The 23331-nt window shown below is 64.4% G+C and carries 20 protein-coding genes and 1 tRNA gene; 9 read left to right on the top strand and 12 right to left on the bottom strand.

Annotated elements, in window-relative coordinates; genetic code table 11:
• Window positions 1-154 precede the first annotated feature (154 nt).
• The 3 genes from RYM47_RS07690 to RYM47_RS07680 all read left to right on the top strand — a co-directional run bounded on the left by RYM47_RS07690 (window position 155) and on the right by RYM47_RS07680 (window position 3922).
• Window positions 155-517 carry a hypothetical protein gene (locus RYM47_RS07690; RefSeq protein WP_315386962.1) on the top strand — a complete coding sequence of 121 codons (363 nt, stop codon included), beginning with the start codon at window positions 155-157 and terminating at the stop codon, window positions 515-517.
• Window positions 518-644: 127 nt separating this feature from the next.
• The gene (locus RYM47_RS07685) at window positions 645-2783 is read left to right on the top strand and encodes a TonB-dependent receptor (protein WP_315386961.1); all 2139 of its coding nucleotides are present in this window, start codon (window positions 645-647) and stop codon (window positions 2781-2783) included.
• 8 nt (window positions 2784-2791) lie between these two features.
• Window positions 2792-3922 (top strand): PepSY-associated TM helix domain-containing protein, encoded by a 1131-nt coding sequence (locus tag RYM47_RS07680; protein WP_315386960.1) that lies wholly within the window; start codon window positions 2792-2794, stop codon window positions 3920-3922.
• Window positions 3923-4174: 252 nt separating this feature from the next.
• Here the strand turns inward: RYM47_RS07680 and RYM47_RS07675 are convergent, their stop codons facing one another.
• The 5 genes from RYM47_RS07675 to RYM47_RS07655 form a co-directional block, all read right to left on the bottom strand.
• Window positions 4175-4963, bottom strand: a complete 789-nt coding sequence (locus tag RYM47_RS07675; protein ID WP_315386959.1) for a hypothetical protein — start codon at window positions 4961-4963, stop codon at window positions 4175-4177.
• A gap of 77 nt (window positions 4964-5040) precedes the next feature.
• Window positions 5041-5763, bottom strand: coding sequence for a hypothetical protein (locus RYM47_RS07670; protein WP_315386958.1), 723 nt, complete (start codon window positions 5761-5763; stop codon window positions 5041-5043).
• Window positions 5764-6370: 607 nt separating this feature from the next.
• The gene (locus RYM47_RS07665) at window positions 6371-8944 is read right to left on the bottom strand and encodes an AAA family ATPase (RefSeq protein WP_315386957.1); all 2574 of its coding nucleotides are present in this window, start codon (window positions 8942-8944) and stop codon (window positions 6371-6373) included.
• 377 nt (window positions 8945-9321) lie between these two features.
• Window positions 9322-9411, bottom strand: a tRNA-Ser gene (locus tag RYM47_RS07660).
• 162 nt (window positions 9412-9573) lie between these two features.
• On the bottom strand, window positions 9574-10566 hold the full coding sequence (locus RYM47_RS07655) for a LysR family transcriptional regulator (RefSeq protein WP_068854691.1): 993 nt from the start codon (window positions 10564-10566) through the stop codon (window positions 9574-9576).
• 124 nt (window positions 10567-10690) lie between these two features.
• On the opposite strand from RYM47_RS07655, the gene RYM47_RS07650 reads away from it, so the two are divergent.
• The gene (locus tag RYM47_RS07650) at window positions 10691-11278 is read left to right on the top strand and encodes an NAD(P)H-dependent oxidoreductase (RefSeq protein WP_315386954.1); all 588 of its coding nucleotides are present in this window, start codon (window positions 10691-10693) and stop codon (window positions 11276-11278) included.
• A gap of 113 nt (window positions 11279-11391) precedes the next feature.
• Here the strand turns inward: RYM47_RS07650 and serS are convergent, their stop codons facing one another.
• Complete coding sequence (gene serS, locus RYM47_RS07645; RefSeq protein ID WP_315386953.1) at window positions 11392-12672, bottom strand: serine--tRNA ligase; 1281 nt, start codon at window positions 12670-12672, stop codon at window positions 11392-11394.
• 115 nt (window positions 12673-12787) lie between these two features.
• Between serS and RYM47_RS07640 the strand changes: the two genes are divergently transcribed.
• On the top strand, window positions 12788-13420 hold the full coding sequence (locus tag RYM47_RS07640) for an energy transducer TonB (RefSeq protein ID WP_315386952.1): 633 nt from the start codon (window positions 12788-12790) through the stop codon (window positions 13418-13420).
• A 194-nt stretch (window positions 13421-13614) separates the two neighbouring features.
• Window positions 13615-14193 carry an energy transducer TonB gene (locus RYM47_RS07635; RefSeq protein ID WP_315386951.1) on the top strand — a complete coding sequence of 193 codons (579 nt, stop codon included), beginning with the start codon at window positions 13615-13617 and terminating at the stop codon, window positions 14191-14193.
• 149 nt (window positions 14194-14342) lie between these two features.
• On the opposite strand, the gene aroA is transcribed toward RYM47_RS07635, so the two are convergent.
• The 4 genes from aroA to RYM47_RS07615 all read right to left on the bottom strand — a co-directional run bounded on the left by aroA (window position 14343) and on the right by RYM47_RS07615 (window position 18869).
• Window positions 14343-15650 carry a 3-phosphoshikimate 1-carboxyvinyltransferase gene (aroA, locus tag RYM47_RS07630; protein WP_315386950.1) on the bottom strand — a complete coding sequence of 436 codons (1308 nt, stop codon included), beginning with the start codon at window positions 15648-15650 and terminating at the stop codon, window positions 14343-14345.
• A gap of 34 nt (window positions 15651-15684) precedes the next feature.
• Window positions 15685-16845: a prephenate dehydratase gene (gene pheA, locus RYM47_RS07625; RefSeq protein WP_315386948.1), complete on the bottom strand. Its 1161-nt coding sequence runs from the start codon at window positions 16843-16845 to the stop codon at window positions 15685-15687.
• A gap of 40 nt (window positions 16846-16885) precedes the next feature.
• Window positions 16886-17971: a 3-phosphoserine/phosphohydroxythreonine transaminase gene (gene serC, locus RYM47_RS07620; protein ID WP_315386946.1), complete on the bottom strand. Its 1086-nt coding sequence runs from the start codon at window positions 17969-17971 to the stop codon at window positions 16886-16888.
• Between the two features lie 97 nt (window positions 17972-18068).
• Window positions 18069-18869: an FHA domain-containing protein gene (locus RYM47_RS07615; RefSeq protein WP_315386945.1), complete on the bottom strand. Its 801-nt coding sequence runs from the start codon at window positions 18867-18869 to the stop codon at window positions 18069-18071.
• Between the two features lie 90 nt (window positions 18870-18959).
• Here RYM47_RS07615 and RYM47_RS07610 point away from each other — a divergent pair, with 90 nt between their 5' ends.
• The 3 genes from RYM47_RS07610 (at window position 18960) to RYM47_RS07600 (ending at window position 21143) form a co-directional block, all read left to right on the top strand.
• Window positions 18960-19235: a polyhydroxyalkanoic acid system family protein gene (locus RYM47_RS07610; RefSeq protein WP_315386944.1), complete on the top strand. Its 276-nt coding sequence runs from the start codon at window positions 18960-18962 to the stop codon at window positions 19233-19235.
• An 87-nt stretch (window positions 19236-19322) separates the two neighbouring features.
• Window positions 19323-19814 (top strand): phasin family protein, encoded by a 492-nt coding sequence (locus tag RYM47_RS07605; protein WP_315386943.1) that lies wholly within the window; start codon window positions 19323-19325, stop codon window positions 19812-19814.
• Window positions 19815-20063: 249 nt separating this feature from the next.
• Window positions 20064-21143: a restriction endonuclease gene (locus RYM47_RS07600; RefSeq protein ID WP_315386942.1), complete on the top strand. Its 1080-nt coding sequence runs from the start codon at window positions 20064-20066 to the stop codon at window positions 21141-21143.
• A gap of 3 nt (window positions 21144-21146) precedes the next feature.
• Here the strand turns inward: RYM47_RS07600 and hutC are convergent, their stop codons facing one another.
• Window positions 21147-21875, bottom strand: a complete 729-nt coding sequence (gene hutC, locus RYM47_RS07595) for a histidine utilization repressor (protein WP_315386941.1) — start codon at window positions 21873-21875, stop codon at window positions 21147-21149.
• Window positions 21876-21896: 21 nt separating this feature from the next.
• Window positions 21897-23279 carry a formimidoylglutamate deiminase gene (locus RYM47_RS07590; RefSeq protein ID WP_315386940.1) on the bottom strand — a complete coding sequence of 461 codons (1383 nt, stop codon included), beginning with the start codon at window positions 23277-23279 and terminating at the stop codon, window positions 21897-21899.
• Between the last annotated feature and the right edge of the window lie 52 nt (window positions 23280-23331).

Here is a 23331-nt window from a genome sequence, read left to right as displayed (position 1 = left end):
CCCTCGACACAAGCGTTCTGATTGAAACCTCATTTTCGATCAACACGATCAATCGCGTGACGCCAACGGGGCTGCTGCGTGTGCTGATTCCGTCACTGGTCATACACCGACAGCGCGACAGTGACATGCTGCCTGTTCGTCCGGGAGACCATCGATGCGGGTAACGGGTAGCTTTCTTGCAGCAACTGCCGTCACGCTAAAGGTAGGCGTGGTGTTCTGGGTGCTGGTGGCCTGGCGTACACCGGGCGGCGAGCCTTGGGACGCGCCTGCGTTCTGGACAGTGGTCTATCCCATTGCACTAGGCATCGCCGCAGTGCTGGGCGCCCTTTTTCCCCGGAAGTCGTGGCTGTGGGGCCTGTTGCTCATGGTCTTGCAGGTGCCGGTGGTGACCGTGATGTCGGGCTTTGGCCCGTTGTTGCTGGCAGGATTGCTATACGCCCTGGTGCTGGCTGTGCCAGCGATGGCTATCGCGGCGGCTGCCGGGGCGTTGCGTCGCCGCTTCCATCCGGTGGCTTGATCTTTTTGCATTTGCGTCGTGTACGAGATAGCCACGCAGGGCGTGGCTCTACCGTGGGTGCGAACACAAAAAGGGACTACATGTTAATATTTCTCATTCCCATCTAGCCCTCCCCTCCCTGCCCCCGATGACCCGCCCACCGCTTCGTCTCTCTGCCCTGGGCCTGGCCCTGACCTTCGCCTCCATCTCAGCCCACGCGGCTCCGCCCTCTTCTGAAGACGTACGGCAGCTGGATGCAGTGCAGGTACTGGGCCGCGCCCAGACCCTCTACAGAGTGGATGACGCCGCAGTAGGCACGCGCACGGACACGCCATTGGAGTTCGTGCCGCAGTCCATCCAGGTGGTCCCGCGCGAGCTGATTGAAGACCAGGCGGCCCGGCAGGTCACCGACCTTTACCGCAGCATCAGCGGCATCAGTTTCTTCAGCTATGCAGGCGTGACGCTGCGAGGCTTCCGCCAGGAGAACGTGCTGTATGACGGCATGCGCGGTGACCCCTATGCCGGCTTTTCGGTGCCGCAGCTGTTCAACATCGAGCGCGTGGAAGTCCTGAAGGGGCCGGCCGGCGCCCTGTATGGCGGCGGCGATGCCGGCGGCGTCATCAACTACGTGACGCGCAAGCCCAAGGCCGTAACCGAACGCCGTGTCGAACTGCAGGCTGGCAACAACGATTTCCGTGCGGGGTCGATCGAGGCCACCGGGCCGCTGAACGCAGCTGGCAGCGTGCGCTACCGCGCCGGGCTGTATGGCGACACCGAACAGGGCGTGCGCTGGAACGCGGACAGCGAAAGCGTGATCGGCGATGCCTCGCTGGCCTTCGACGTGGGCGACACCGGGGAATTGACCCTGCAGTTCACCGACATCACCCAGAACCTGGGCGGCAACCGCCTGCGTGGCGTGCCGGTGGACGACAACGGCAGTTTCCTGACCGACCGCCGCTGGAACCACAACGAAGCCACCGACTTTCTCGATATGCGTGCCAAGGTGGCGCTGGCCCAGTACCGCTTCTCGCCCAGCACCAATCTGGACGTGGATTTCGGCGCACGCTGGTTCGAGAACAACGAACATCAGATCTACCACGAGCCGATGGGCCTGATCGACCGCAACCGCGACGGCGTGCCCGAGTGGATGACCCGCCAGCTGCGCAACCAGATTCGCGACAACGACGCCTTCACCGCCAACGGCAATGCGGTGTGGCGCGTCAGCACCGGCAGCATCGAGCACAAGGTGCTGTTCGGTGCCGATGTGTACCAGCAGGATGCCGACTTCACCGCGCAGACCGCCAACAGCGCCGACCTGGCGCGAGGCGCTGGTCCAGTGCCCGGCATCGATCTGTTCAACCCGGTGTACGGCGCAAGCTCGTGGCGCGACTACAACCTGGCCGCCCTGCCCTGGCGCGGCACGAGCACGCGCAGCAAGCGCTACGGCGGCTACCTGCAGGACGAACTGACGCTGACCCCGCGCTGGCATGTGCTGGCCGGACTGCGCTGGGACGGGTTCAAGGACGATGACCGCATCGCCGGCACCAGCGTGGACGGCAACGACATCAGCTGGCGGTTGGGCAGCACCTATACCGTCCGGGAAGGCATCAACGTCTACGCCAACATCGCCAGCGGCTTCATGCCGCAGAGCGCGGGCAACCAGAGCGCCGATTCAGGCGGCCCGTTCGATGCCGAGCGCAGCAAGCAGTGGGAAGTCGGCCTGAAGTCCCTGCTGGCCGAGCGTGTGACCCTGAATCTGGCCGCGTACCGGATCGACCGCAGCAACATCGTGCAGGCCACCGGCGAGGTTGTGGACGGCGTCAACCAACTGGCCGCCCTTGGCCTGGTGCGCAGCACGGGCATGGAGCTGGATCTGCTGGCCGATGTCACCGAACACTGGGTGCTCAACCTGACCTACGCCTACAACGATGCGCGGGTGAAGGATGCCGGCAGCAACGGCATTACCAATGCCTCCGGCGATCGCTTCGCCAATGCGCCACAGAACAAACTCGGCCTGTGGACACGCTACGACCTGCCGGCGATCAATTCCGCCATCGGCTTCGGCGCGGACTACGTGGATGAGCGCCTCAGCCTGGATGGCCAGCGGGTCAAGCCGTACACCGTGTTCGACATGAGCTGGAAGACGCAGTGGCAGAAGTGGCAGTTCCAGGCCAACGTCAAGAACCTGTTCGACAAGGTCTATGCCGCCAGCGGGTTCACCGAGCGCACCGGCCACTTCCCGGGTGAGCCTCGCCGCGTGTACGTGCAAGCTGCCTACTCCTTCTAAGACCTCCCATGCGTCAGCCTTCGCCAACGCACCCCGACCGCCCTGCAGCCAGCGGGAGCAAGCGCCGACTGTGGTTCGACCTGCACAGTTGGCTCGGCCTGAAGCTCTGCCTGTTCATGGGCTTTGTCTGCCTCACCGGTACGCTGGCGGTGTTCTCGCAGGAGATCGACTGGCTGCTGCACTCGCCGATGCGCGTGGCCGACGGGGGTGAGCAGGCAGGCTGGGGCCCGGTCATCCATGCCGCCCAGGCGGCACATCCGGACTGGGAGCTGGAAGGTATCACCGCCGGCCATACGCGCCTGTTCGCTGCGCGCGCGCAGATGCGCTTGCCCGATGGCAAGCGTCGGTTTGTGTGGATCAACCCGTATACCGCGCAGGTGACTGGCGACACGGGCTGGTTCAATACGCAGCGGCTGCTGCGCAACACGCACCGGCACCTGATGCTGCCGGTGGCGTGGGGCGTGCCACTGGTGACTGCCCTGTCCATCCCGTTGCTGCTGTCGTTGTTGAGCAGCCTGTACATCTACAAGAAGTGGTGGCGCGGTTTCCTCAAATGGCCCGACGCCTCGCGGCCGCGCCGCCTATGGGGGGATGTGCATCGCCTGGCCGGGGTGTGGTCGCTCTGGTTCCTGCTGCTGATCGGGGTGACTGGGGCGTGGTATCTGATCGAATCACTGGGGGGCGATGCGCCTGCGGCGCCGACCATGCGATTTACCAAGGGCGATGAGCGCGTTTCCGCCGTGGACCCGGCCGCCGTTGACGCTGCGGTACAGACCATCCGCACCCAATGGCCCCGCCTTGAACTGCTCGGCGGTATTCCCGCACGCGATGGTGGAAGCATCCTGTTTATGGGTAAGGCAGAGGCCTGGCTGGTGCGGGAACGGGCGAACAACATTGCCGTGGACCTGCATACCGGGAAAGTGATGGGCATGCATGACGGGCGTGCGCTGGCGGTTCATCAGCGCATTGCCGAGATGGCTGACCCGTTGCACTTCGGGAGCTTCGGGGGTTGGCCGATTCGGCTGATCTGGTTCCTGGCCGGTACGCTGTTGACCGGGTTGTGCTTTACCGGGGTGTATCTCTACGGGCTTCGTACGGTAGATTCGCTGCGGTCGGCAGCCAAGAGGCGGCAGAAATGAGTCAGGAAAAACTACCCGGTCCTTGGCGCGCGGCGTGGAACGGTATGGGGCGTTGGCGCTGGTTGTGGTTGGTGCTGCTGTTGGTGTGGGCCTCGTTGGTGCCGTTGGAGGTTATGCGGTAGCAGTGCGGGAACTCTTGACCATCAAGAGCGCTCCCTAGGCCAAATATTCACAGCTCTTCGAATGAAGCCCAGATCGCCTAAGCCTAGTGCAGGTGACGCAGACTGTCCCGACACCGGCCAGCCACGCTCTTCAGCGCGGCCAAACCAATGCCGCCACGCGTACCGTTCGCTGCTGCATGTAGCGCAGCATAGCTGTCGCTGATTCCTCCACCAATGAGCTCTCTTCATAAGCGCCTGTTCCTACGGCCGTCAATGCGGTGATCAAACACAAGTTCGTGGTCGCCACCGCGTTGACGGTCGTCTGGAACAGGATCGATGCAGGCACACGGGCCCCGATTTGGCCGCTATGATCCTCATACATCACACGAATGGCCTTTCCACCATGGACTAAGCCGCAAAGGGGATCCCACGAATTGTTCACCGTGCGTGCGAGCTTTTGAGGACCATCGTCCTGAGCGATGCGCGCAATGGCCGACTCTACCTCCTCTGCCAACTCTTTCACCGCAATGGCTACCCATTTCCCTTTCTGACTCTTTCTTCGGGGACCTCGATCTTCCTGAAGAAAGTCTTCAAACTGCTCGTCGTCGGCAAGGAACTGGACAAAAACCGCTCGCAGAAACTGCTCTATCTGGGAGCGATGCATTGCCAGAGCCACTGCCGGGAGGTCTATGGGGTGGGTTTCCAAAAGGAACAGCAACGCCCGGCCATAATCCATTGACGCCCGCAACAGTTGGAAGGCCACTCGGTGGCGTTCGCTGTTCGTTGGAATGGCGATACGGGCCACGCAAGACATGTTAACTTCCAAGCTGACCTTCGCCTCGCTGGCCTCGCGCGAGATATCCGACGCTGCGGCCTGCCGCTTTGCGGCGGAAGAGTGCAAAACTCTCCGAATCGCGCCACTCAACAGATCGCTAGTCAAGTCATTCTCCCAACATTCGCGCATGCAAAAGATCCCTCGCGCTGCCGCGGCCGCAGCGCAAGCGACTCAGAGAAACCTTAGACTGAGTCCTGGATAAAGTTGTAATCATCCGGATCAACAGCCCAGCGACTATTCTGCGTCTTCTGGACCTCCCAAACCCTAGCGACGCACTCAATACCAGATTGGTCTGAAAGCGAGCATGCAGTCAGGAGCCTTGTTCGGAATGCGGTCGTTACGGGAACCTTATTGCGAAGAAGGCGTACCGCCGATTTCATGGATGGGCTTGCTGATAGATCCCGGACATTCCAATGCTCCGAAGATTCAGATTTCAACTTATCCAGAAGAGCCTTGTCCTTTCCACGAGTGTCTGTCGTTGCATCCCACGATTCCTTCGTGGACAAGAGTGCCACGAACGAAAATGACTCGGAGAGCGTATAGAGGGCTGCTGCCCTCAATAGGTCTTTGATTAGATCACGACGCCTGTTACTCGCGTTGCACTTGTCTTTATGGCGCCACCACTTCAGCTCCGCTCCGCCAACCAGCGGCTCGCTCTGCCCGGAAACCCTGTAGATCATAAGGTCAACGCTCGAATCGAGCCATCCGTCTGGCTCCACCTCCCGCTTTAGCAACCAAGCATTCTTATGCTTGGATCCAATTGCTGCTGCGGCAACTATCAGTCCATCGCGAAGCGTTATCTCGCCGACTCCCTTTATAGATGAAGTGGAAAGCCCATGTGCTGCATGCGAACAGAGCATCCATGCTATGGCGCGAGCAAGCTCCGCTTGTTGACTTGAGTTCACTGAAAACTCCATTTCCTAGACTGACAATCGAAATACAGCGCTCTATGAAGCGGCGGCGACTCGAATGAATGACTCGCGCCTCACTTCTTTCGGGTAGCGAGCTTATAGACGCCCCACGCCCCCGCGCCAGCGAGAATTGCTCCACCGACGGCCCACCCAATGACGGGTATGGCAGCGGAAGTGGCAGCAGTAGCTGCGATGGTTCCGACACCTCCCGCCATTCCAGCACCGCCTGCAGCTATCGCGCCTCCTCCAGCCGTCGCAAGTGCCCCGGTTGTTGCTGCAGCCCCAGCTCCAGCGCCTGCTGATGCTAGAGCTGCAGTCGCTGCAGCTTGAGCTGCAGTTGCGACCGTTGTTACCCCTATTGCGGCTCCCGCCCCTGCACCCGCGGTAGCACCAACACCTGCCGCAACCGCTTGGCCGATCGCATCATTTTCTCTTGAAACAGTCACATGTTCTCCCTTTCATATTCGCATGAATCTGATGAACCAACGGGCTGGACGTAGCCCCGATGCACGGCACAACCATGAGGACTTGGTACTTGCCATCGAAAGCTGAGCGTTAGCCAACCCACGCCCTCAATATTCGCTTCTGAATGCTATGCGATTCAGTTTCCAAAAGATGCATCGAGACCGCGCAGGGCCTCGGCAATACGTCGCAGCGTCGGCTCTTCGAAGTCTTCCCGATCTTCCTCTTCGTGGGTTCCCTTGTTCAATGACATCCATGCCAAAGAATTCGCTCTCACATTGACTATCGCATCCAAGTGATCCTGCCTGGCGATCCAGGCCCCATCCAAGACCCCGGCGCTAACTCCCTTGTTGATAGCGCTCAGCAACACCTGGACAATGTTGCTCAAATCCGCCGGAGCGCCAGGCCTTCGAGTCCTTAATGAAAGCTCGGCAAGGCCCGGTGCAGTGTCGGCTAACTTCTTCCATGTCCTGGTGACCAAGCTCTCAAGTGCTTGACGGCAACACGACAGTGCCGCTCGCGAATCAAAGTCAGCAATGTGCGACTCCGCTCGCTCGATGTAGCTCCGCGTCTTTCCCCCTGACACGATCGGATGGTGATCGCCACGATGGTGTCGCAGAACGTAAAGCGGCGCCCCCTTCGTGTGATTGTTGAATATGTCCTTGATGAACTCGGGGCTATGACACGTCACAATTAGCTGCTTTTTCTTCAATGCCGGATGGCCAAACAGCGTCACGCGGATACCCTCGCGGTGTTCGTGATCGATCGCGTTGACGGCATCGTCAAGAAGAACTGTTGGAAGATTGAGCTTGATGTTCTTAGCTAACAGAATTGACAACCCCAAACACCTAAGGTGCCCCTCGCTCAGAATAGCCAAAGCGTTGTGGAAACGATCTGGATCGCGCGCGAATGCGATCTCAAGCGGCGCGCCGCCCCTCAGTGGAAGACGGAGTGTATGGATTAGATCATCTGCGTGGTCATGCGCATTGAAACTGTTGTAAAGGTCGACAGTGATCTCATTGATGTCGGCCATGAGGTGCTCAGGCAAAGCTGCCAAATAGGCCCTCAACAGGGTCAAGAAGGTGTCGTACGCTTCCTTTATTTGCATCTCAACATCGTGAGCAGCTGCCTCGTCTACCACCTCCAGCATCAATGGGCCAGTGTTATTGGCAAATGCCGCGACCCGCTCCCGAGCTGACGCCACTTCTGCGTCGAACTGGCGCTGCTGACCCGCGATTGAGGCCAACTGCGTCCTCGCCGCTTGCAACTTTTCGGCCTCTGCCTCCAAGGATTGTCGCTCGATGCGCTTTTCCGTAAGACTTGCGTCAATACGCTTCAGCTCACGAGCTGCCGCTAGCAATTGACGCCAGCCTTGCCTATCCGCGTTTGCTAACAGTTGCTCTATCGGTGACAAATTGCCGACATTGGGGAGCTTCGCGATATGTTCGATCGCTTTCCTTAGCGCGATGTCTAGCGCGCCTTGGCTCCGCATGACCAGTCGCTCTAACCTGTCCGCTTCTGCCTCGAGTCGGGAAAGTTCACTAAGCGCCACCAAGCCAGCTGTTGCGCGACCGAAAGGATTAGTAGTCGTCTGGTCCAGAGGAGTCTCACACGCCGGGCAGCGATCTGCACTTTCCTTTTGGAGCGAAACGATAGAGTGATACAACTCCCGGTATGACACCTCCTGAGCCCTTGCTACCAGTGCTCCCTGTGTTGCGAACAGCTCTTGGGTCAGATCGCGATGTTCTCGCCGCAAAGCGATCAAGTGCTCAGGACAAATTCCCGTCTCGGCAATCAAAGGTGTTGCCAAAGTCGCACGAATCTCTTGAAGGCGCCCCGGGACCTCCGTGGTTCCGATACGCGCTTTCAGTCCTAGATAGTCAAGACCAAGCTCGAAATCGGCGGCCACTTGGGCACGCTGCGCGTCTAGGGTCGCGTGAGTGGTAGCTTCGGAGGCAATCTTGGCCTCATCGGCCTGGATTGCGACGCGTCGCTGCGCCAGGTCTGCAGCTTTGGGGAGAGCCAAGTTGAGTTGTCGATCCAAACTTCCGCCAAAACCCGCCACAAAATCATTAAAAGCAGTTAGGCCGAACAGTGCCGCCAGCATGGACGCAGCTTCAGCCGGCCTACGCGCTCCTATACGAGCGAACGACTCAATACGGTTGCGCTCGATGATGATGAAACGATGGCGCTCTTCATTCGGCGTGACTCGATGCTCCTCCACGCCGTGCTTTGCAACAAGCACGGGTAATTGATGGCTACCTTCATGGGCGTTGTCAAAGTAGCGCCGAGCATCTACTGCTCGCTCATCGGCCTCTTCGATGCGACCGAGCAGCGCAAGTTCAAGCGCCTCACAGAGACTGCTCTTACCAGTCCCGTTGGCACCCAGAACGAGCACCGCTTGATGGTCAAGGTCGAAGACCTCCTGCCGGCGAAATCCTCGAAAGGGTCCAATTTCCAGTCGAGACAGACGGGTCCATCCTAGCTCTGACTGGGCCGCCGGGGCTGTCTGAGTTCTTTCAGGAAGCGGGCGCAACATACCGGCGCGAATCAAGGGAGTAATCAGCCGAGTTCGCTGACCTCCCGCATGGGTGGTTCGCGCTATCTGACTCAGACTAGCCTCAACCACCGAGGATATTTTTAGAACTGCTTCGGCCGGTCCCTGTTCTGCCAGCCATTGCTCAAACCGGTAAAAATCATCGTAAAGCGCCATCTTGGCTCCCCCGTTCCATAGGGCAAGAGTAAGTGAAAGGTAACGTTCCCGCCACACGGGCATGGCTCGCGCCGCGCGGGGCGTGCCTTAAGGCATTCCTCGCTACAGTACTGCAGCGATTCTCCTGCCCTTTTCCATCGCCAACTCGCAAGTGTGGAGCTAGGGAAAGCGAGAGATTCCGTATGCCACTCAATTTTTCTTTGGCGGTGAGTGCGCGGCTGGGAGTGGCGTGATGCCCATCGTCAAGATCGAGCTCAACGAAAATAGTCCGTAGCCCGCATGCCACACCAAGTGTTTCGAGCTCTTGCTCGATAGGCGTCCCGACGCCAGCCCCAACCAGTCACAAAATTAATTGCGTCAACGATTTACATGGGGATTGGCGGAGAGAGTGGGATTCGAACCCACGGAAGGAATTACCCTTCGCCGGTTTTCAAGACCGGTGCCTTAAACCGCTCGGCCATCTCTCCGTATAGGTGACGCTTCCGCACCTACCCGCTGCAGTCATTGCAACCGCAGCGCTCCGGTCAGGGTGTGGTCCTGGCCGGCATGGCTCCCAGCCTTCGGCCGGGGCGCCATTCTCGCATTTTCACACCGGCTCTGCCCAGCACTGGCGCAGCGAGCCTTCGGGATCAGCCCGCATCCACCGCCAGCGCCCCAAGCGCACTCGCCCGGATCTTCTCCTTGGCCCGCTCGCACGCCCCACCACAGTCAAGGCGCGAGGCCTCCAACTGCGGCGGCAGGTGCTCTGCCAGGAAGTCGATGAACACCCGCACTGCCGGCAGCAGGCCGCGGCGGGAGGCGAACACGGCGTGGCAGATGCCTTGCGGCAGCGACCATTCCGGCAGCACCACTTCCAGCTCGCCGCTGCGCACGGCGTCGGCGCAGACGGTTTCCGGCAGCATGGTGATGCCGAAGCCGTCCTTGACCATGCTCTGCAGCAGCGGGAAGTCGAACCCGGCCACGCGCGGCTGCAGGTCGACGCGGCGCACTGCGCCTTCCGGGCCGTGCAGTTCCCAGCGCTGGCGGGCTTCGTCTTCGCTGATGCTCAGGGTGACGTGGTTGGCCAGCTCGTCCGGGTCTTTCGGGCGGCCGGCGCGGTCCAGGTACTTCGGGCTGGCGACCAGCAGTTCCTGCACCTGGCCGAAGCTGCGCATGACCAGGCTGCCGTCGTCGTCCAGCCGCGAGCGCACGCGCAGGGCGACGTCATAGCCTTCATTGATGATGTCGACGCGGCGGTTGCTGATGTTCAGCTGCAGGCGCACCTTGGGGTACTGGGCCAGGAACTTGGGCAGCAGCTTGGGCAGCTGCATCTGTGCCAACGAGACCGGCACGCTGGCGCGGACCAGGCCACGCGGTTCGGCGCTGAGCCGGTCCACGACCTCGCGGGCGGCCTGCGCTTCGGCGAGCATGGTCTGCGCGTGGCGGTGCACGCTGGTGCCGACGTCGGTGACCGCGAAGCGGCGCGTGGAGCGCTGCAGCAGGCGCACGCCCAGGTCGGTTTCGAGCTGGCTGATACGGCGGCTCAGGCGGGATTTGGGGATGCCCAGGGCGCGTTCGGCCGCAGCGAAGCCGCCGTGATCCACCACCATGGCAAAGTAGTAAAGGTCGTTGAGGTCGTGCATACCGAAGTTCCAGATATAGAACAATACGTGGTATTCAACCACCTTTATCCCAGAGACGCAACAACCTAACCTGCTCTCCGTCGGCGGCGCCTTGACCGCCCTTCCCCGGATACAGGTGATTGCCATGAAGCTTCTTCACATTGATGCCAGCGTGCTGGGCGACAACTCGGTTTCCCGTCAGCTCTCCGCAGCCGTGGTCGCACGGTTCAATGAGACCGTTGAGAACCTCGATGTAACCTACCGCGATCTTGATCGTAATCCCATTCCCCATTTGAGTAGTGGTTCGCTGGCCCAGGCCGATGCGGCCGAGGCGACCGAAGCCGAAGCGGTGATGCAGCAGTTCCTGGCGGCGGACGTGATCGTGATCGGCGCGCCGATGTACAACTTCAGCATTCCCTCGACGCTGAAGGCGTGGATCGACCGCGTGGCCGTGGCCGGGCGCACCTTCAAGTACACCGAGAATGGCCCGGTGGGCCTGGCCGGTGGCAAGCGCGTGATCATCGCCAGCTCGCGTGGCGGCATCTATACCGATTCGCCGGCCGACTTCCAGGAGCCGTTCCTGCGCCAGGTGTTCGCCTTCATGGGCATCGACAACGTGGAGTTCGTGCGCGCTGAAGGCATTGCGTATTCGCCGACCCATCGCGAAGAAGCGATTGCGGCCGCGCTGGCCAGCCTGCCGGCGGCCGAGTTCGAAGAGCTGGCCGAGGCCTGAGTGTTCCAGGGCAGGCGTTGAGTCCTCGTCGGACGCCCTGCCCGGGCCGGAGATCCCCTCCCCCATCCGGCCCACCCTGCGGCCCCGCTATTGCGGGGCCGTTTCTTTTTCGCTTACGCGATCTTTTCGAGGCCGCCCATGTAGGGCTTGAGCGCGTCCGGTACGGTGATGCTGCCGTCGGCGTTCTGGTAGTTCTCCATCACCGCGATCATGGCGCGGCCTACGGCCACGCCCGAGCCATTGAGGGTGTGCACCAGTTCCGGCTTGCCGGTTTCCGGGTTGCGCCAGCGCGCCTGCATGCGACGCGCCTGGAAGTCGCCGCAGTTGGAGCAGGAAGAGATTTCGCGGTAGGTGTCCTGCGAGGGCAGCCACACTTCCAGGTCGTAGGTCTTGATCGCGGAGAAGCCCATGTCGCCGGTGCACAGCAGCACCTTGCGGTACGGCAGGCCGAGCTTTTCCAGCACCACTTCGGCGGCCCGGGTCATGCGCTGGTGTTCGGCTTCGCTGTCGGCCGGGGCGCACACGGTGACCAGCTCGACCTTTTCGAACTGGTGCTGGCGGATCATGCCGCGCACGTCGCGGCCGCCGCTGCCGGCTTCGGCACGGAAGCACAGCGAGTGGGCGGTCATGCTGAGCGGCAGGCGCTCGGCGTCGATGATCTCGTCGCGGACGATATTGGTCAGCGACACTTCCGAGGTCGGGATCAGGTAGCGGGTGGACTCGCCCACCGCGGTCTTGAACAGGTCGTCCTCGAACTTCGGCAGCTGGCCGGTGCCGCGCAGCGATTCGGGATTGACCAGCACCGGCACGTTGGTTTCGTCGTAGCCGTGTTCGTTGGTGTGCAGGTCAAGCATGAACTGGGCCAGGGCGCGGTGCAGGCGGGCCACCGGGCCACGCAGCACGGTGAAACGCGAGCCGGACAGCTTGGCGCCGGCTTCGCCGTCCAGGCCGTGGTTGCGGGCGCCCAGTTCGACGTGGTCGAGCACCGGGAAGTCGAAGCTGCGCGGGGTGCCCCAGCGCTTCTGCTCGACGTTCTCGGATTCGTCCTTGCCGAACGGGACGTCGTCGGCCGGGACGTTGGGGATGCCCATAGAAATGGCTTCGATCTTGTCGCGCAGCTCGTCCAGGGCCACTTCCGAGGCCTTCAGTTCGTCGGCGAAGCCGGCCACTTCGGCCATGATCGCGGCGACGTCCTCGCCCTTGGCCTTGGCCTGGCCGATCGCCTTGGAGCGGCTGTTGCGCAGGCTCTGCAGTTCCTGGGTGCGGATCTGGATGCGCTTGCGGTCGGCTTCCAGCGACTCCAGCCCGGAGACGTCCAGCTCGAAACCGCGCGTGGAGCGCAGGCGTTCGGCAAGTTCGGCGGGCTGTTGGCGAAGCAGGGCTGGATCAAGCATGGCGTTTGGGGGCTGTTTACGGGTCTGGAGGGGGATTATCGCCTGTAATCGGCTTTTCTGCCGCGCGGTTCATTCCCGCCATGGCAGAATCGGGGGGTTCACCTTGGTATGGCTCATGTCCGCTTCCCGTTCCTCGTCTGGCAAGAACATCACCTTCCAGCTGCCCCGCCGCAGCCTTTTCATCTCCGCCATCGCCTTTGGCGTGGGCGTGCTGCTGTTCCTGGTGGTGTGGCTGAGCAGCCGCAACAACGACTTCTACAAGGCCGGGCCGGCCCAGACCCCGCAGGAAGTGGCGGAGGTGGAGCCCCTGCCCGAGCCGCTGGCGGCCGCGGCCGGTTCCAGCGACATGCCCGATGCCAAGCCGGTCCCGGTGGACGAGGAACGACCGCAGCTGGTCGAGACCGCCCCGCCCCCGCCGCCCGCCGCGGCGCCCGCTCCTGCTCCGGAGGCCGCGCCGGTGGCGATGGCCGCCGGTGACCGCCCGCAGCCGATTGCCGAGCAGTCGCCCCCGCCCACCTACCCGCCTGCGGCGTTGCGCAATGGCGTGGAAGGCAGCGTGGTGGTGCGCGTGGATGTGGACCCCAGCGGCGTGCCGATGGACGTGACCGTGATCCAGCGCAGCGGGTCGCGCGATCTGGACCGCGCCGCCGCCGATGCGGTGCGCCGCTGGCGGTTCCTGCCGGCGCAGGCCAATGGCCAGCCGGTACAGGGGAGCATTGAAGTGCCGTTCGATTTCAAAGCGCAATGAAATTGTGCGGATAGGCACCGGCCCCAGCCGGTACTCGCTATAGCTTGTCTTCACCGCGTTACGCCGGCGTAGATGCGCGCATCACCTCGATGAACCTCATCGGGAATGCAGTCGTCGCGTTGACGCTTCGGTGACACATATTCAACTGGACCCGGGCAACACTGGCGTCGTCACATCGACACCAGGAGTTCACCATGAGTGTTACCCATACCCATGAGATGCCCACTTCGCCGCAGCACCAGCGCGACGTCATTGATGCGTCCGAGCGTCGGCGTACTTCGCCGGTGTTGTGGATTGCGCTGATTGTCGCGATGTTCGCCGCTGCGCTGGTGTGGCTGCGTTATGCCAACCCGGATGAAACGGCGATGGCGCCCGTGGGCGAGCGCATGCTGCCTGCTACTGAGACGCCCGTAGCCACCACCCCGGCACCTGCGACGCGACAGGCTGCACCGGCCACCACCCAGCGCCGTGCAGCGCCGGCCGTGCGTGATCGCGATGCGCGTCCGTTGAGCAGCAATGCGAAGCCGGAGTACCCGCGTTCGGCGCTGCGTAGCGGTGTGGAAGGCAGTGTGATTGCCAGCCTCAACGTGGATACGCGTGGCCAGGTGACCGATGCCAACATCGTGCAGCGTAGTGGCGGCCGTGACCGCGATCTGGACCGTGCGGTGCTGACCACGGTGCGCGATTGGAAGTTCGAACCGGCGATGCAGGATGGTCGCGCGGTGGCGAGCGTGGTGCGCGTGCCGGTGGATTTCAAGACCGCTCAGCGGTAATCGATCAGAAAACGGCGGGGGAGCCGGGGAGCCGACCGATTGGTCGGCTCCCATTTTTTTGCGCGAAGAGCAGCCGGGCAGAGCCCGGCGCTACGGGTATGGCGGCCGTGCGACCGGCGGTAGAGCCGGGCTCTGCCCGGCTTGTTGTGTCAGGCGAGGTTGAACCCTGCCCCACGCGCAATACCATCAAAGTTCGGGAACGACGTCGCCACGTTGGCGATGTCGTTGATCCGCACTTCGCCACTGCTCAACTGCCCGGCGATCGAAAACGCCATGGCAATGCGATGGTCGCCGTGGCTCTCGATGGTACCGCTGCCCAGCTCGTGACCGCCGTGGATGGTGGCACCGTCGTCGGCTTCGTCCACCTGCACGCCCAGGCTGCGCAGGCCGGTGGCCATGGCGGCGAGGCGGTCGGATTCCTTGACGCGCAGCTCGGCCGCGCCACGCACCACCGTGTTGCCCTGTGCCGCCGCAGCGGCTACGAACAACGCGGGGAATTCGTCGATCATGTCCGGCACCAGCGCTTCGGGAATCTCGGCGCCGTGCAGCGGTGCGTAGCGCACGACCAGGTCGGCCACGGCCTCCCCGCCCTGCTCGGCGTGGTTCTCTTCGCGGATGTCGGCGCCCATCAGGCGCAGCGCGGCCAGCAGGCCGGTGCGGCGCGGGTTGAGGCCGACCTGGCGCAGGCGCAGTTCCGAGCCCGGAATGATGCTGGCGGCGACCAGGAAGAACGCGGCCGAGGAGAAGTCGGCCGGCACCGCGATGTCGGTCGCGCGCAGCCGCTGGCCGCCACGCAGGCGGGCCTTGCCGGGCGAGAAGTCGATTTCCACGCCGAACGCGCGCAGCATGCGTTCGCTGTAGTCGCGGGTCGGATGCGGTTCCCTCACGGCGGTTTCGCCGTGGGCGTACAGCCCGGCGAGCAGCACGGCCGACTTGACCTGGGCGCTGGCGACCGGCGACACGAAGTCGATGCCGTGCAGCGGCTGGCCACCGTGCACGCGCAGCGGCGGGGTGCCGTCGGATTCGGTGTCGATCTTCGCACCCATCTGCGCGAGCGGGCCGGTCACGCGGCGCATCGGGCGACCGGACAGCGATTCGTCGCCGACCAGCACCGCGTCGAACGGCTGCGCGGCCAGCAGGCCGGCGAGCAGGCGCATGCCGGTACCGGCGTTGCCACAGTCCAGCGGCGCGCTGGGCGCCTGCAGGCCGTCCACGCCGACGCCGTGCACGATGCGCTGTGAGGGCGACGGCGTTTCAATGCGCACGCCCAGCTGCGAGAAGATCGCGGCGGTGGCGCGGGTGTCTTCGCCTTCAAGGAAGCCGTCGATGTGCGAAACGCCGTCGGCCAGGGCGGCGAACATCACCGCGCGGTGCGAGACGGACTTGTCGCCGGGAATGGTCAGGGTGCCCTGCAGGGGCTGCCCCTTGCGGGCGATCCAGGAAGCGGAAGCGGTCATCGGTGAATCCTGTAAAAGCGGAAGAACAGCGGGATCAGGGCACGGCGACCGGGTAGGAACCCAGCACCTTGATCTGTGCCGAGTGCGCCTTGAGTTCGGCCAGCGCGGCCTGCATCGCTTCGTCGTCGATGTGGCCGGCCAGGTCGATGAAGAAGCCGTATTCCCACTTGGCGTTGTGCGAGGGCCGCGATTCGATGCGGTTCATGCTGATGCCGTGGCGCGCGAACGGGCTGAGCACGTCGAACAACGCGCCAGGCTTGTCGTGGATGAAGACGAGCACCGAGGTACGGTCGTGGCCGGAGGTCGGGAAGAACTGGCGGCCGATCACCAGGAAGCGGGTGGTGTTGTCGGCGTCGTTCTGGATCGGCTTGGTGACCACCTTCTTCAGACCGTACACGTGCCCTGCACTCTCGCCACCAATGGCGGCCGCGTCGTCGGCATTGCGCGCACGGCGCGCGCCTTCGGCGTTGCTGGAGACCGGCACCTTCTCCGCCTTGGGCAGGTTGGCGCGCATCCAGGACGAGGTCTGCATGAACGACTGCGGGTGGCCGTACACGCGTTCCACATCTTCAAGCCGGCCGCTGCGCGACATCAGGTACTGCTGCACGCGCAGTTCGACTTCGCCGCAGATCTTCAGGTTGGAAGTGAGGAACATGTCCAGGGTGATCTGGATGGTGCCCTGCCCGGAGTTTTCCACCGGCACGACACCGAAATCGGCGTTGCCCGCTTCCACTTCCTGGAACACTTCTTCGATGCTGGCCAGCGGCAGGCCCAGCGCCGAGCGGCCGAAGTGCTTGAGCACGGCCTGCTGGCTGAAGGTGCCTTCCGGGCCGAGGTAGCCGATCTTCAGCGGCTCCTGCTGGGCCAGGCAGGCCGACATGATTTCGCGGAACACATGCACCAGCACTTCGTCGCTGAGCGGGCCTTCGTTGCGGTCGACCACCATGCGCAGCACCTGCGCTTCGCGCTCGGGGCGGTAGTAGTCGACGGCGGCGGCGAGCTTGCCCTTGGCCTTGCCGACCTGGTGGGCGAACTGTGCGCGCTCGGCGATCAGTGCCTGGATGCTGCGGTCGATGTGGTCGATCTTGGCGCGCACGTCGGAGAGCACCGGGGCGGCGACGGCGGGAACGGCGTCGGCCTTCTTGCTCTTCGGCTTGGCGGCAGGTGCCTTGGGCTTGGCGGGTTTGGTGGCCATGGGGGTTCCAGGTTTAAAACGAGTACGTCGAACGAAAGCGTCAGCCGTTGCGCTGTTGGAAGTCGCGCATGAAGGCGACCAGCGCGTGCGCGCCTTCCACAGGCAGCGCGTTGTACAGCGAGGCACGGATGCCGCCGACCGCCTTGTGGCCCTTCAGCGCCAGCAGGCCGGCCGCCTTGGATTCACTGACGAAACGCGCGGTGAGGGTTTCGTCGGGCAGGAAGAACGGAATGTTCATGCGCGACCGCGCGGCCGGCACCACTTCGTTGCGGTAGAAACCGCCGGAGGCGTCGATGGCGCCGTAGACCAGTGCGGACTTGGCGGCGTTGCGGCGGGCGAATTCTTCCACGCCGCCTTCGGCCAGCATCCACTTGAAGACCAGGCCGGCCAGGTACCAGTTCCAGGTCGGCGGGGTGTTGAGCATGGAGTCGCGTGCGACGTGCGAACGGTAGTCGAAGATGTCCGCGCGCGGCTGGCCACTGCGTTCGAGCAGGTCGCGGCGCACGATCACCACCGAGACCCCGACCGGGCCGAGGTTCTTCTGCGCGCCGGCGTAGATCAGGCCATAGCGCGAGACGTCCAGCGGCTCGCTGGCAATGGAAGAGCTGAAGTCGGCGAACAGGGGCACGCTGCCCACGTCCGGGGTGTCACGGAACTCGACGCCGTGGATGGTTTCGTTGGCGGTGATGTGCACGTAGGCGGCATCGTCGGACAACTGCCACTGGCTGCGCGGCGGAATGTCGTGGAAGCCGTTGGCCTCGCTGCTGGCGGCCACGTTGACCCGCACGTAGGGGCTGACCTGCTTGATCGCGGTCTTGCCCCAGTGCCCGGTGAGCACGTAGTCCACGGTCTGGCCGGGGCTGGCGAAGTTCAGGGCCAGCAGGGCCTGCTGGGTGGTGGCGCCGCCGGCCAGGAACATCACCGCATAGTCGTCGGGAATGCCGATGAGGCGGCGCAGGTCGGCCTCGGCCTCGGCGGCCACGGCCATGAACTCCGGGCCGCGGTGGCTCATTTCGACAATGGAGGCGCCAGCGCCGTTCCATTCCAACATTTCCGCCTGCGCCTGGCGCAGGACCGATTCCGGCAGGGTTGCAGGGCCGGCACTGAAATTGAACGCGCGCGTCATGTCACACCTATGGGGCAAGACCCCTAGTATGCCGCAGCGCACCAGCCTTTAGGCCTTGCAGCACAAGGCGAAATTGGTTGCTTTTGAATCTATCGGCTCAGCGCGCGCCGAACCACAGCAGCAGGCTGAGCAGGGCGGCCAGCAACAACGCGCTGCCCAGCAGCCAGGGCCAGCGGCTGACCCGTGCCGGCTTGACCGGCGCTTCCACCGCGCTGGGCAGGTCGAGCAGTTCGTCTTCCTCATGGCTGACCACGCGCTTGCGCCCGTCGTGTGGCACTTCCAGCACGAAGCGATGTTGCGCGTCGAAGACCAGCTGGTCGCCCGCTTGCAGCCAGCAATGGCGCACGCTGACGCCATTGACCCGGGTGGATTCGCCTGCGCCCAGGTCGCGCAGCAGCAGGCGGTCGCCGTGCCGTTCGATGCGCGCGTGCTGTTCGGCGAACGCCGGATCGTCGATGACGATGTCCGATTCGAGCCCGCGCCCGATTACACGCGGACGGTCCAGGGTGAAGCTGCGGCCGTGGTGCTGGCCGCCGACCCCGCGCAGCAGGCGCTGGTCGTCGCCGCCCTCATCGCTGCGCGACGGCGCGTGATTGAGGACCTCGCATTCGCCCTGCACCACCATTTCCACGCCGTCGGCATAGACCGCGTCGCCGGGGCGCAGCAGCGCCATCCGCCGCACGGGCCGGCCGTTGACGTGGATGCCGCGCATGCCGCTGGCGACCTGCAGCCACAGGCCGCGGTCGTCCAGGCAGAACTGGGCCAGCAGCAACGTGCCGGCGGCGTCACCGCCGAGGCGCACCCCGCCCGAGGCGTGGCGCACGATGCGCTGCACCCCCGGCTTCAACGGCTGGTCGGGGTGTTGGCGATGGGTGAAGTGAACAAGCAGGTTCTGCACGCGGCGCAGCCTAGCAGGTTGGATGTCAGGGAGGATAGAAGTGTGCACAATGCACGCCCGTTTGCCGCAACCGCCTGCCAGGAGCCCGCCATGTCCAAGATCGATATCACCCACGCCCACGCCCTGCCCGCCGAGGCAGTCCGCACGGCCGTGGAGGGCATGGTGGCCAAGCTCACCGAGAAGTACGGCGTGACCTCCAGCTGGGCCGGTGATGCGTTGAAGTTCAACGGGTCCGGCGTCGAGGGCCTGATCGAACTGCTGCCGGGCAATGTGCACGTCATTGCCGATCTGGGCTTCCCGGTGTCGATGATGAAAGGCATGGTGGAAGAGCAGATCCGCAACGCCCTGCGCGAAAAGCTGGGCTGAACCGCAGGCGCGGTCCGGCCGCGCCATCACGCCGCGCAATCGAAGCGCTGGGTAGGATCCGGGGGTGGCCACTCACAGGATCGCCCCATGAACGCACACGACGACTACGATGACCGCACCGGCGAAAAGCCCTCGATGCAGGACCAGGCCGAGCGCTTTTCGCGCAAGCTGACCGATTCGGCGCAGCAGATCTGGCTGGCCGGGCTCGGCGCATTTGGACGCGCCCAAGCGGAAGGCAGCCGCGTTTTCGAGAACCTGGTCCGCGAAGGCGAGACCATCGACGCACGCAACCGTGAGCAGGCCGGGGATGCCCCGCGCTGGCGCGACAACGTCGAGGAACACCTCGGCGAGGCCCGCGAAAAGGCGTCCGGTACCTGGGACAAGGTCGAGAAGGCCTTCGACGACCGTGTCCAGGGCGTGCTCAAGCGCCTGAACATTCCGACCGCCGAGGACGTGGCCACGCTCAATGCCCGCATCGACGCGTTGACCACCCGGCTCAACCGGGCCGAAGCGCGAAATGCGTCGCCCAATGCCGACCCGCTGCCGGGCAGCCACCAGTCGCCCACGTCCGATGCCTGATTGTTGCAAAGCAGCACAGCTTTGTTGACAATCGAAACCGACCCGCCAGTGCTTGCTCGCCGTTTGTTCCCTCCCCTCACGGCATAGGACTGGCGGGTTTTTCGTGCCTGCCTGGGTTCGGCTGAAAGTGAGACTTCCGTCATCGGGGTCTGAGACCGCCGCCTCTTTTTGGCGAAAACGACATCGCACAGACAGCTACGGGCGCATATAGACTGTCCGCCTGTACCCCCGTGTTCATCTCTAGGCCCCATGTTCTCCTGGATTCTGGCTCTCCTTCTGGCTGTCGTTGTCTGGTCCCTCGCCGCTGCCTACTTCTGGCTGGTGAAACGCCGCCGGAAGGAGACCAAGCTCGGGCTCAACGCCTTGGCCGGCATGCACTGGCGGGATTTCTCCGAGATCGTCCGGCGCGCCCTGCACGAGCAGCGCGGGCTGCAGGACATCACCGGCGAGCCCGACGACAGCCGTGAGCCGAGCAGCGACTTCTTGATGCAGGACGCGAAGCACCAGCGCTACCTGGTGTCCTGCAAGCATGGCCGGGCCTACCGGATCGGCACGGCGGCGGTGAACGAGCTGGGCGCCGCGGCGCGCCTGGCCGGTGCCCGCGGCGGCATCCTGATCACCGAGGGCCGGATCGAGCGCGACGGCCGCGCCACCGCCGACAAGCAGAGCGTGGAGGTGCTGGACGGCACCCTGCTGTGGCCGATGCTGCAGCCCTACCTGCCCGGCGACGTGGAAAGCCGGGTCAAGAACGAGGCGCGGCGCGAGGCGGTGCGGCGAATTTCGATCGCCGCACTGGGCTCGCTGACGCTGGGGCTGATCGTGGGGATGGGGTATCTGACCTCGCGCCTGGACCAGGACGCAGGGGCTTCCGATGGCGCGTCCGTCGCGCCTACCCCGGCTGCCACGCCTGCGGTAACACCCGTTGCTCCTGCGACCCCACCGTCGTCAGGCGTGGCCGAAGGCGCAGCAGCCTCGCGGCCGGTCGCAGATACGCCAGCCCCGGCCCCGACGCCGGCACCCACCCAGGCGCCGCGCAGCAACGACCCGAACAGCATCCTGGGTACCGTGGCCGATCCGGACGCAGAGACGCTGGCGCGCTACCAGCGCGAACTCTCAGCGCTGGTGGGCCAGCAGACCGGCGTGCTCAATGCGTTCTGGCAGACCCGCCAGACACTGGCAGTGAACCGCTCGGCCGAGATCGATGAGATCTGGCCGCAGATCTGCCACCAGGTGAAGCGTTATCCGGCGCTGCGCACGGTGCGCATCCAGTTGAACCCGCGCCTGGGTACGGAAGAGCCGGTGCGCTGGCGCCAGTGCGCCACCTCGTAACCGTCACCGCGCGCCGGGCGCGAACTTCGCTACCAGGTCCCATGCGTCGCCCAGGAACATCTGGCGTACGCAGGTGATCGGCTGTTCGCCGCGCCACGTGAGGCGGTCGATGACCAGGCAGGCGGTACCGGGCTTGACCTCCAGCAACGCCGCCGCGGCGGCGTCCGCGCCCCAAGCGCTGATCCGGTGCTGGGCACGGGTCCACGACACGTTCTGCAACAGCCAGCTGCCCGGCGCGGTGGTGGAGAAATCCACGGCCAGCACTTCAGGCACGCCGACCGGGCTGATCAACCGGTGCTCCAGCGCCAGCGGCCTGCCATCGGCACGGTGCAGGCAGCGGATCGCCAGCAGCTTCTGCTCGCCCGACAGCGCCACTTCTTCGCTGGCCGCCGGGTTCGGCGCACGGTACGCCCGCTCCAGCAGCTGGTAACCGTACTCATGGCCACGGGCGCCGACCGCCATCGCGATGTCGGGGATTTCCAGTGCAACCTGCTCCAGGTGCGGCGGCTGCCGCGCCACGAACGAACCGGCGCGACGGCGGCGCTCGATCATGCCGCTCTCGGCCAGTGCGGTGAGCACCTTGTTGACCGTCATCCGCGAGCAGCCGTACAGCTCCATCAGTTCGTGCTCGTACGGAATGCGGAACCCCGGCGCCCATTCCCCACTGAGAATGCGGCTCTCCAGATCGGCACGGATGCGCTGGTTGAGGGTTTCGGCTTTCTTGCCCGTCACGCGGAAGTCCTGGAATGAATGTCAGTTCGCGGCGTTCAACACGCCACGCAGGGCCTGGGCAAAACGCGCGGCCACGGCGTCGCGCTGCAGGTGGCGACCGTGGCGGACCAGCTCGCGCCCCCCGCGCCAGACCGATCGAACGGCGCCATTACGGGCGGCGAACACCCAGCTGTCAAGCAAGGCGTCGCCGTCGCGCGCGATCATGGCCGGGTGCTGCGGGTCCAGTTCGACCACGTCGGCCGGTGCACCCGGCTGCAGGCCGCAGCCCACGCCCAGCGCCTGCGCGGCGCCGTGCAGCGACTGCTCGAACAGCCAGCGCCCCGTGGACACGCCTTCCTGCGGGGCAAGCACGTTGCGCCCGCGAAGCTGCAGGCGCTGCCCGTATTCGAGCAGGCGCAGCTCTTCGGCCGCGTCGATCAGCACATTGGAATCCGAGCCCACGCCGAAGCGTCCACCGCCCCGCGCGAACACCTGCATCGGGAACAGGCCGTCGCCCAGGTTGGCTTCGGTGATCGGGCACAGCCCCACCACCGCGCGACTGGCCAGCATGCGCTGCACTTCGTCGTCATCCACGTGGGTGGCATGCACCAGGCACCAGCGTTCGTCGACGGCGGCGTGCTCGTACAGCCAGCGCACCGGGCGCAGCCCGCTCCACGCCACGCATGCGTCGACCTCGCGGGTCTGCTCGGCGATATGGATGTGCACCGGGCCGCGGTTGAGCGGCAGCAACGCGGCCAGCTCCTCGCCGGTGACCGCGCGCAGGCTGTGCGGGGCGATGCCCAGCACCGCGTCTTCCTGGCCACGCAGGGCCTGGCGGCAACCGTCAAGCAGCTGGGCGAAGCCGTCCACATCGTGCAGCAGGCGACGCTGCGCCGGGTTCGGCGGCGCGCCACCGAAATCGGCATGCGCGTAGAACACCGGCAGCAGGGTCAGGCCTATGCCGCTGCCCTGCGCGGCAGCGGCGATGCGCGCGGCCATTTCGGCGCGGTCCGCATACGGGGTGCCGTCCGGCGCATGGTGCAGGTAGTGGAACTCGCCCACGCGGGTGAAGCCCGATTCAAGCATCTCCACGTAGGCCTGCTCTGCGATGGCCTGCACCGCTTCCGGCTGCAGGTGGGCCAGGAAGCGGTACATCAGCTCGCGCCAGCTCCAGAAGCTGTCGCCGCTGCGCCCGCCGATTTCGGTCAGCCCGGCCATGCCGCGCTGGAAGGCGTGGCTGTGCAGGTTGCCCAACCCGGGCAGCGCGATCGCGAGCGCGGTGTCGCCGGGCTGCGCGTCCACGCCGGACGCCACCGTCCGTACGGTGCCGCCGGCACAGACAATGCGCACATTGCGGGCCCAGCCCTCCGGCAACAGGGCGTGGTCGGCGTGGAACGCGAGGATTGGAGCGGGGGTGGCTGGCATCACTGGACATCCCGGAAGTGGCGCCTATATTGTATAGACATATAAGCCGCTG

This window comes from uncultured Stenotrophomonas sp. (genome assembly GCF_963519125.1).
Classification (GTDB): domain Bacteria; phylum Pseudomonadota; class Gammaproteobacteria; order Xanthomonadales; family Xanthomonadaceae; genus Stenotrophomonas.
Note: the sequence above shows the minus strand (reverse complement) of the source record. Positions and strands in the feature narration are given on the sequence as shown.

Bases quoted from the DNA above. Each gene is read 5' to 3' on its own strand.
- serS (WP_315386953.1), bottom strand. From the start codon at position 12,672: ATGCTTGATCCAGCCCTGCTTCGCCAACAGCCCGCCGAACTTGCCGAA.
- RYM47_RS07635 (WP_315386951.1), top strand. From the start codon at position 13,615: ATGAGTGTTACCCATACCCATGAGATGCCCACTTCGCCGCAGCACCAG.
- RYM47_RS07680 (WP_315386960.1), top strand. From the start codon at position 2,792: ATGCGTCAGCCTTCGCCAACGCACCCCGACCGCCCTGCAGCCAGCGGG.
- RYM47_RS07650 (WP_315386954.1), top strand. From the start codon at position 10,691: ATGAAGCTTCTTCACATTGATGCCAGCGTGCTGGGCGACAACTCGGTT.
- RYM47_RS07600 (WP_315386942.1), top strand. From the start codon at position 20,064: ATGTTCTCCTGGATTCTGGCTCTCCTTCTGGCTGTCGTTGTCTGGTCC.
- RYM47_RS07665 (WP_315386957.1), bottom strand. From the start codon at position 8,944: ATGGCGCTTTACGATGATTTTTACCGGTTTGAGCAATGGCTGGCAGAA.
- serC (WP_315386946.1), bottom strand. From the start codon at position 17,971: ATGACGCGCGCGTTCAATTTCAGTGCCGGCCCTGCAACCCTGCCGGAA.
- pheA (WP_315386948.1), bottom strand. From the start codon at position 16,845: ATGGCCACCAAACCCGCCAAGCCCAAGGCACCTGCCGCCAAGCCGAAG.
- RYM47_RS07640 (WP_315386952.1), top strand. From the start codon at position 12,788: ATGTCCGCTTCCCGTTCCTCGTCTGGCAAGAACATCACCTTCCAGCTG.
- RYM47_RS07655 (WP_068854691.1), bottom strand. From the start codon at position 10,566: ATGCACGACCTCAACGACCTTTACTACTTTGCCATGGTGGTGGATCAC.
- RYM47_RS07590 (WP_315386940.1), bottom strand. From the start codon at position 23,279: ATGCCAGCCACCCCCGCTCCAATCCTCGCGTTCCACGCCGACCACGCC.
- RYM47_RS07610 (WP_315386944.1), top strand. From the start codon at position 18,960: ATGTCCAAGATCGATATCACCCACGCCCACGCCCTGCCCGCCGAGGCA.
- RYM47_RS07685 (WP_315386961.1), top strand. From the start codon at position 645: ATGACCCGCCCACCGCTTCGTCTCTCTGCCCTGGGCCTGGCCCTGACC.
- aroA (WP_315386950.1), bottom strand. From the start codon at position 15,650: ATGACCGCTTCCGCTTCCTGGATCGCCCGCAAGGGGCAGCCCCTGCAG.
- RYM47_RS07690 (WP_315386962.1), top strand. From the start codon at position 155: ATGCGGGTAACGGGTAGCTTTCTTGCAGCAACTGCCGTCACGCTAAAG.
- RYM47_RS07605 (WP_315386943.1), top strand. From the start codon at position 19,323: ATGAACGCACACGACGACTACGATGACCGCACCGGCGAAAAGCCCTCG.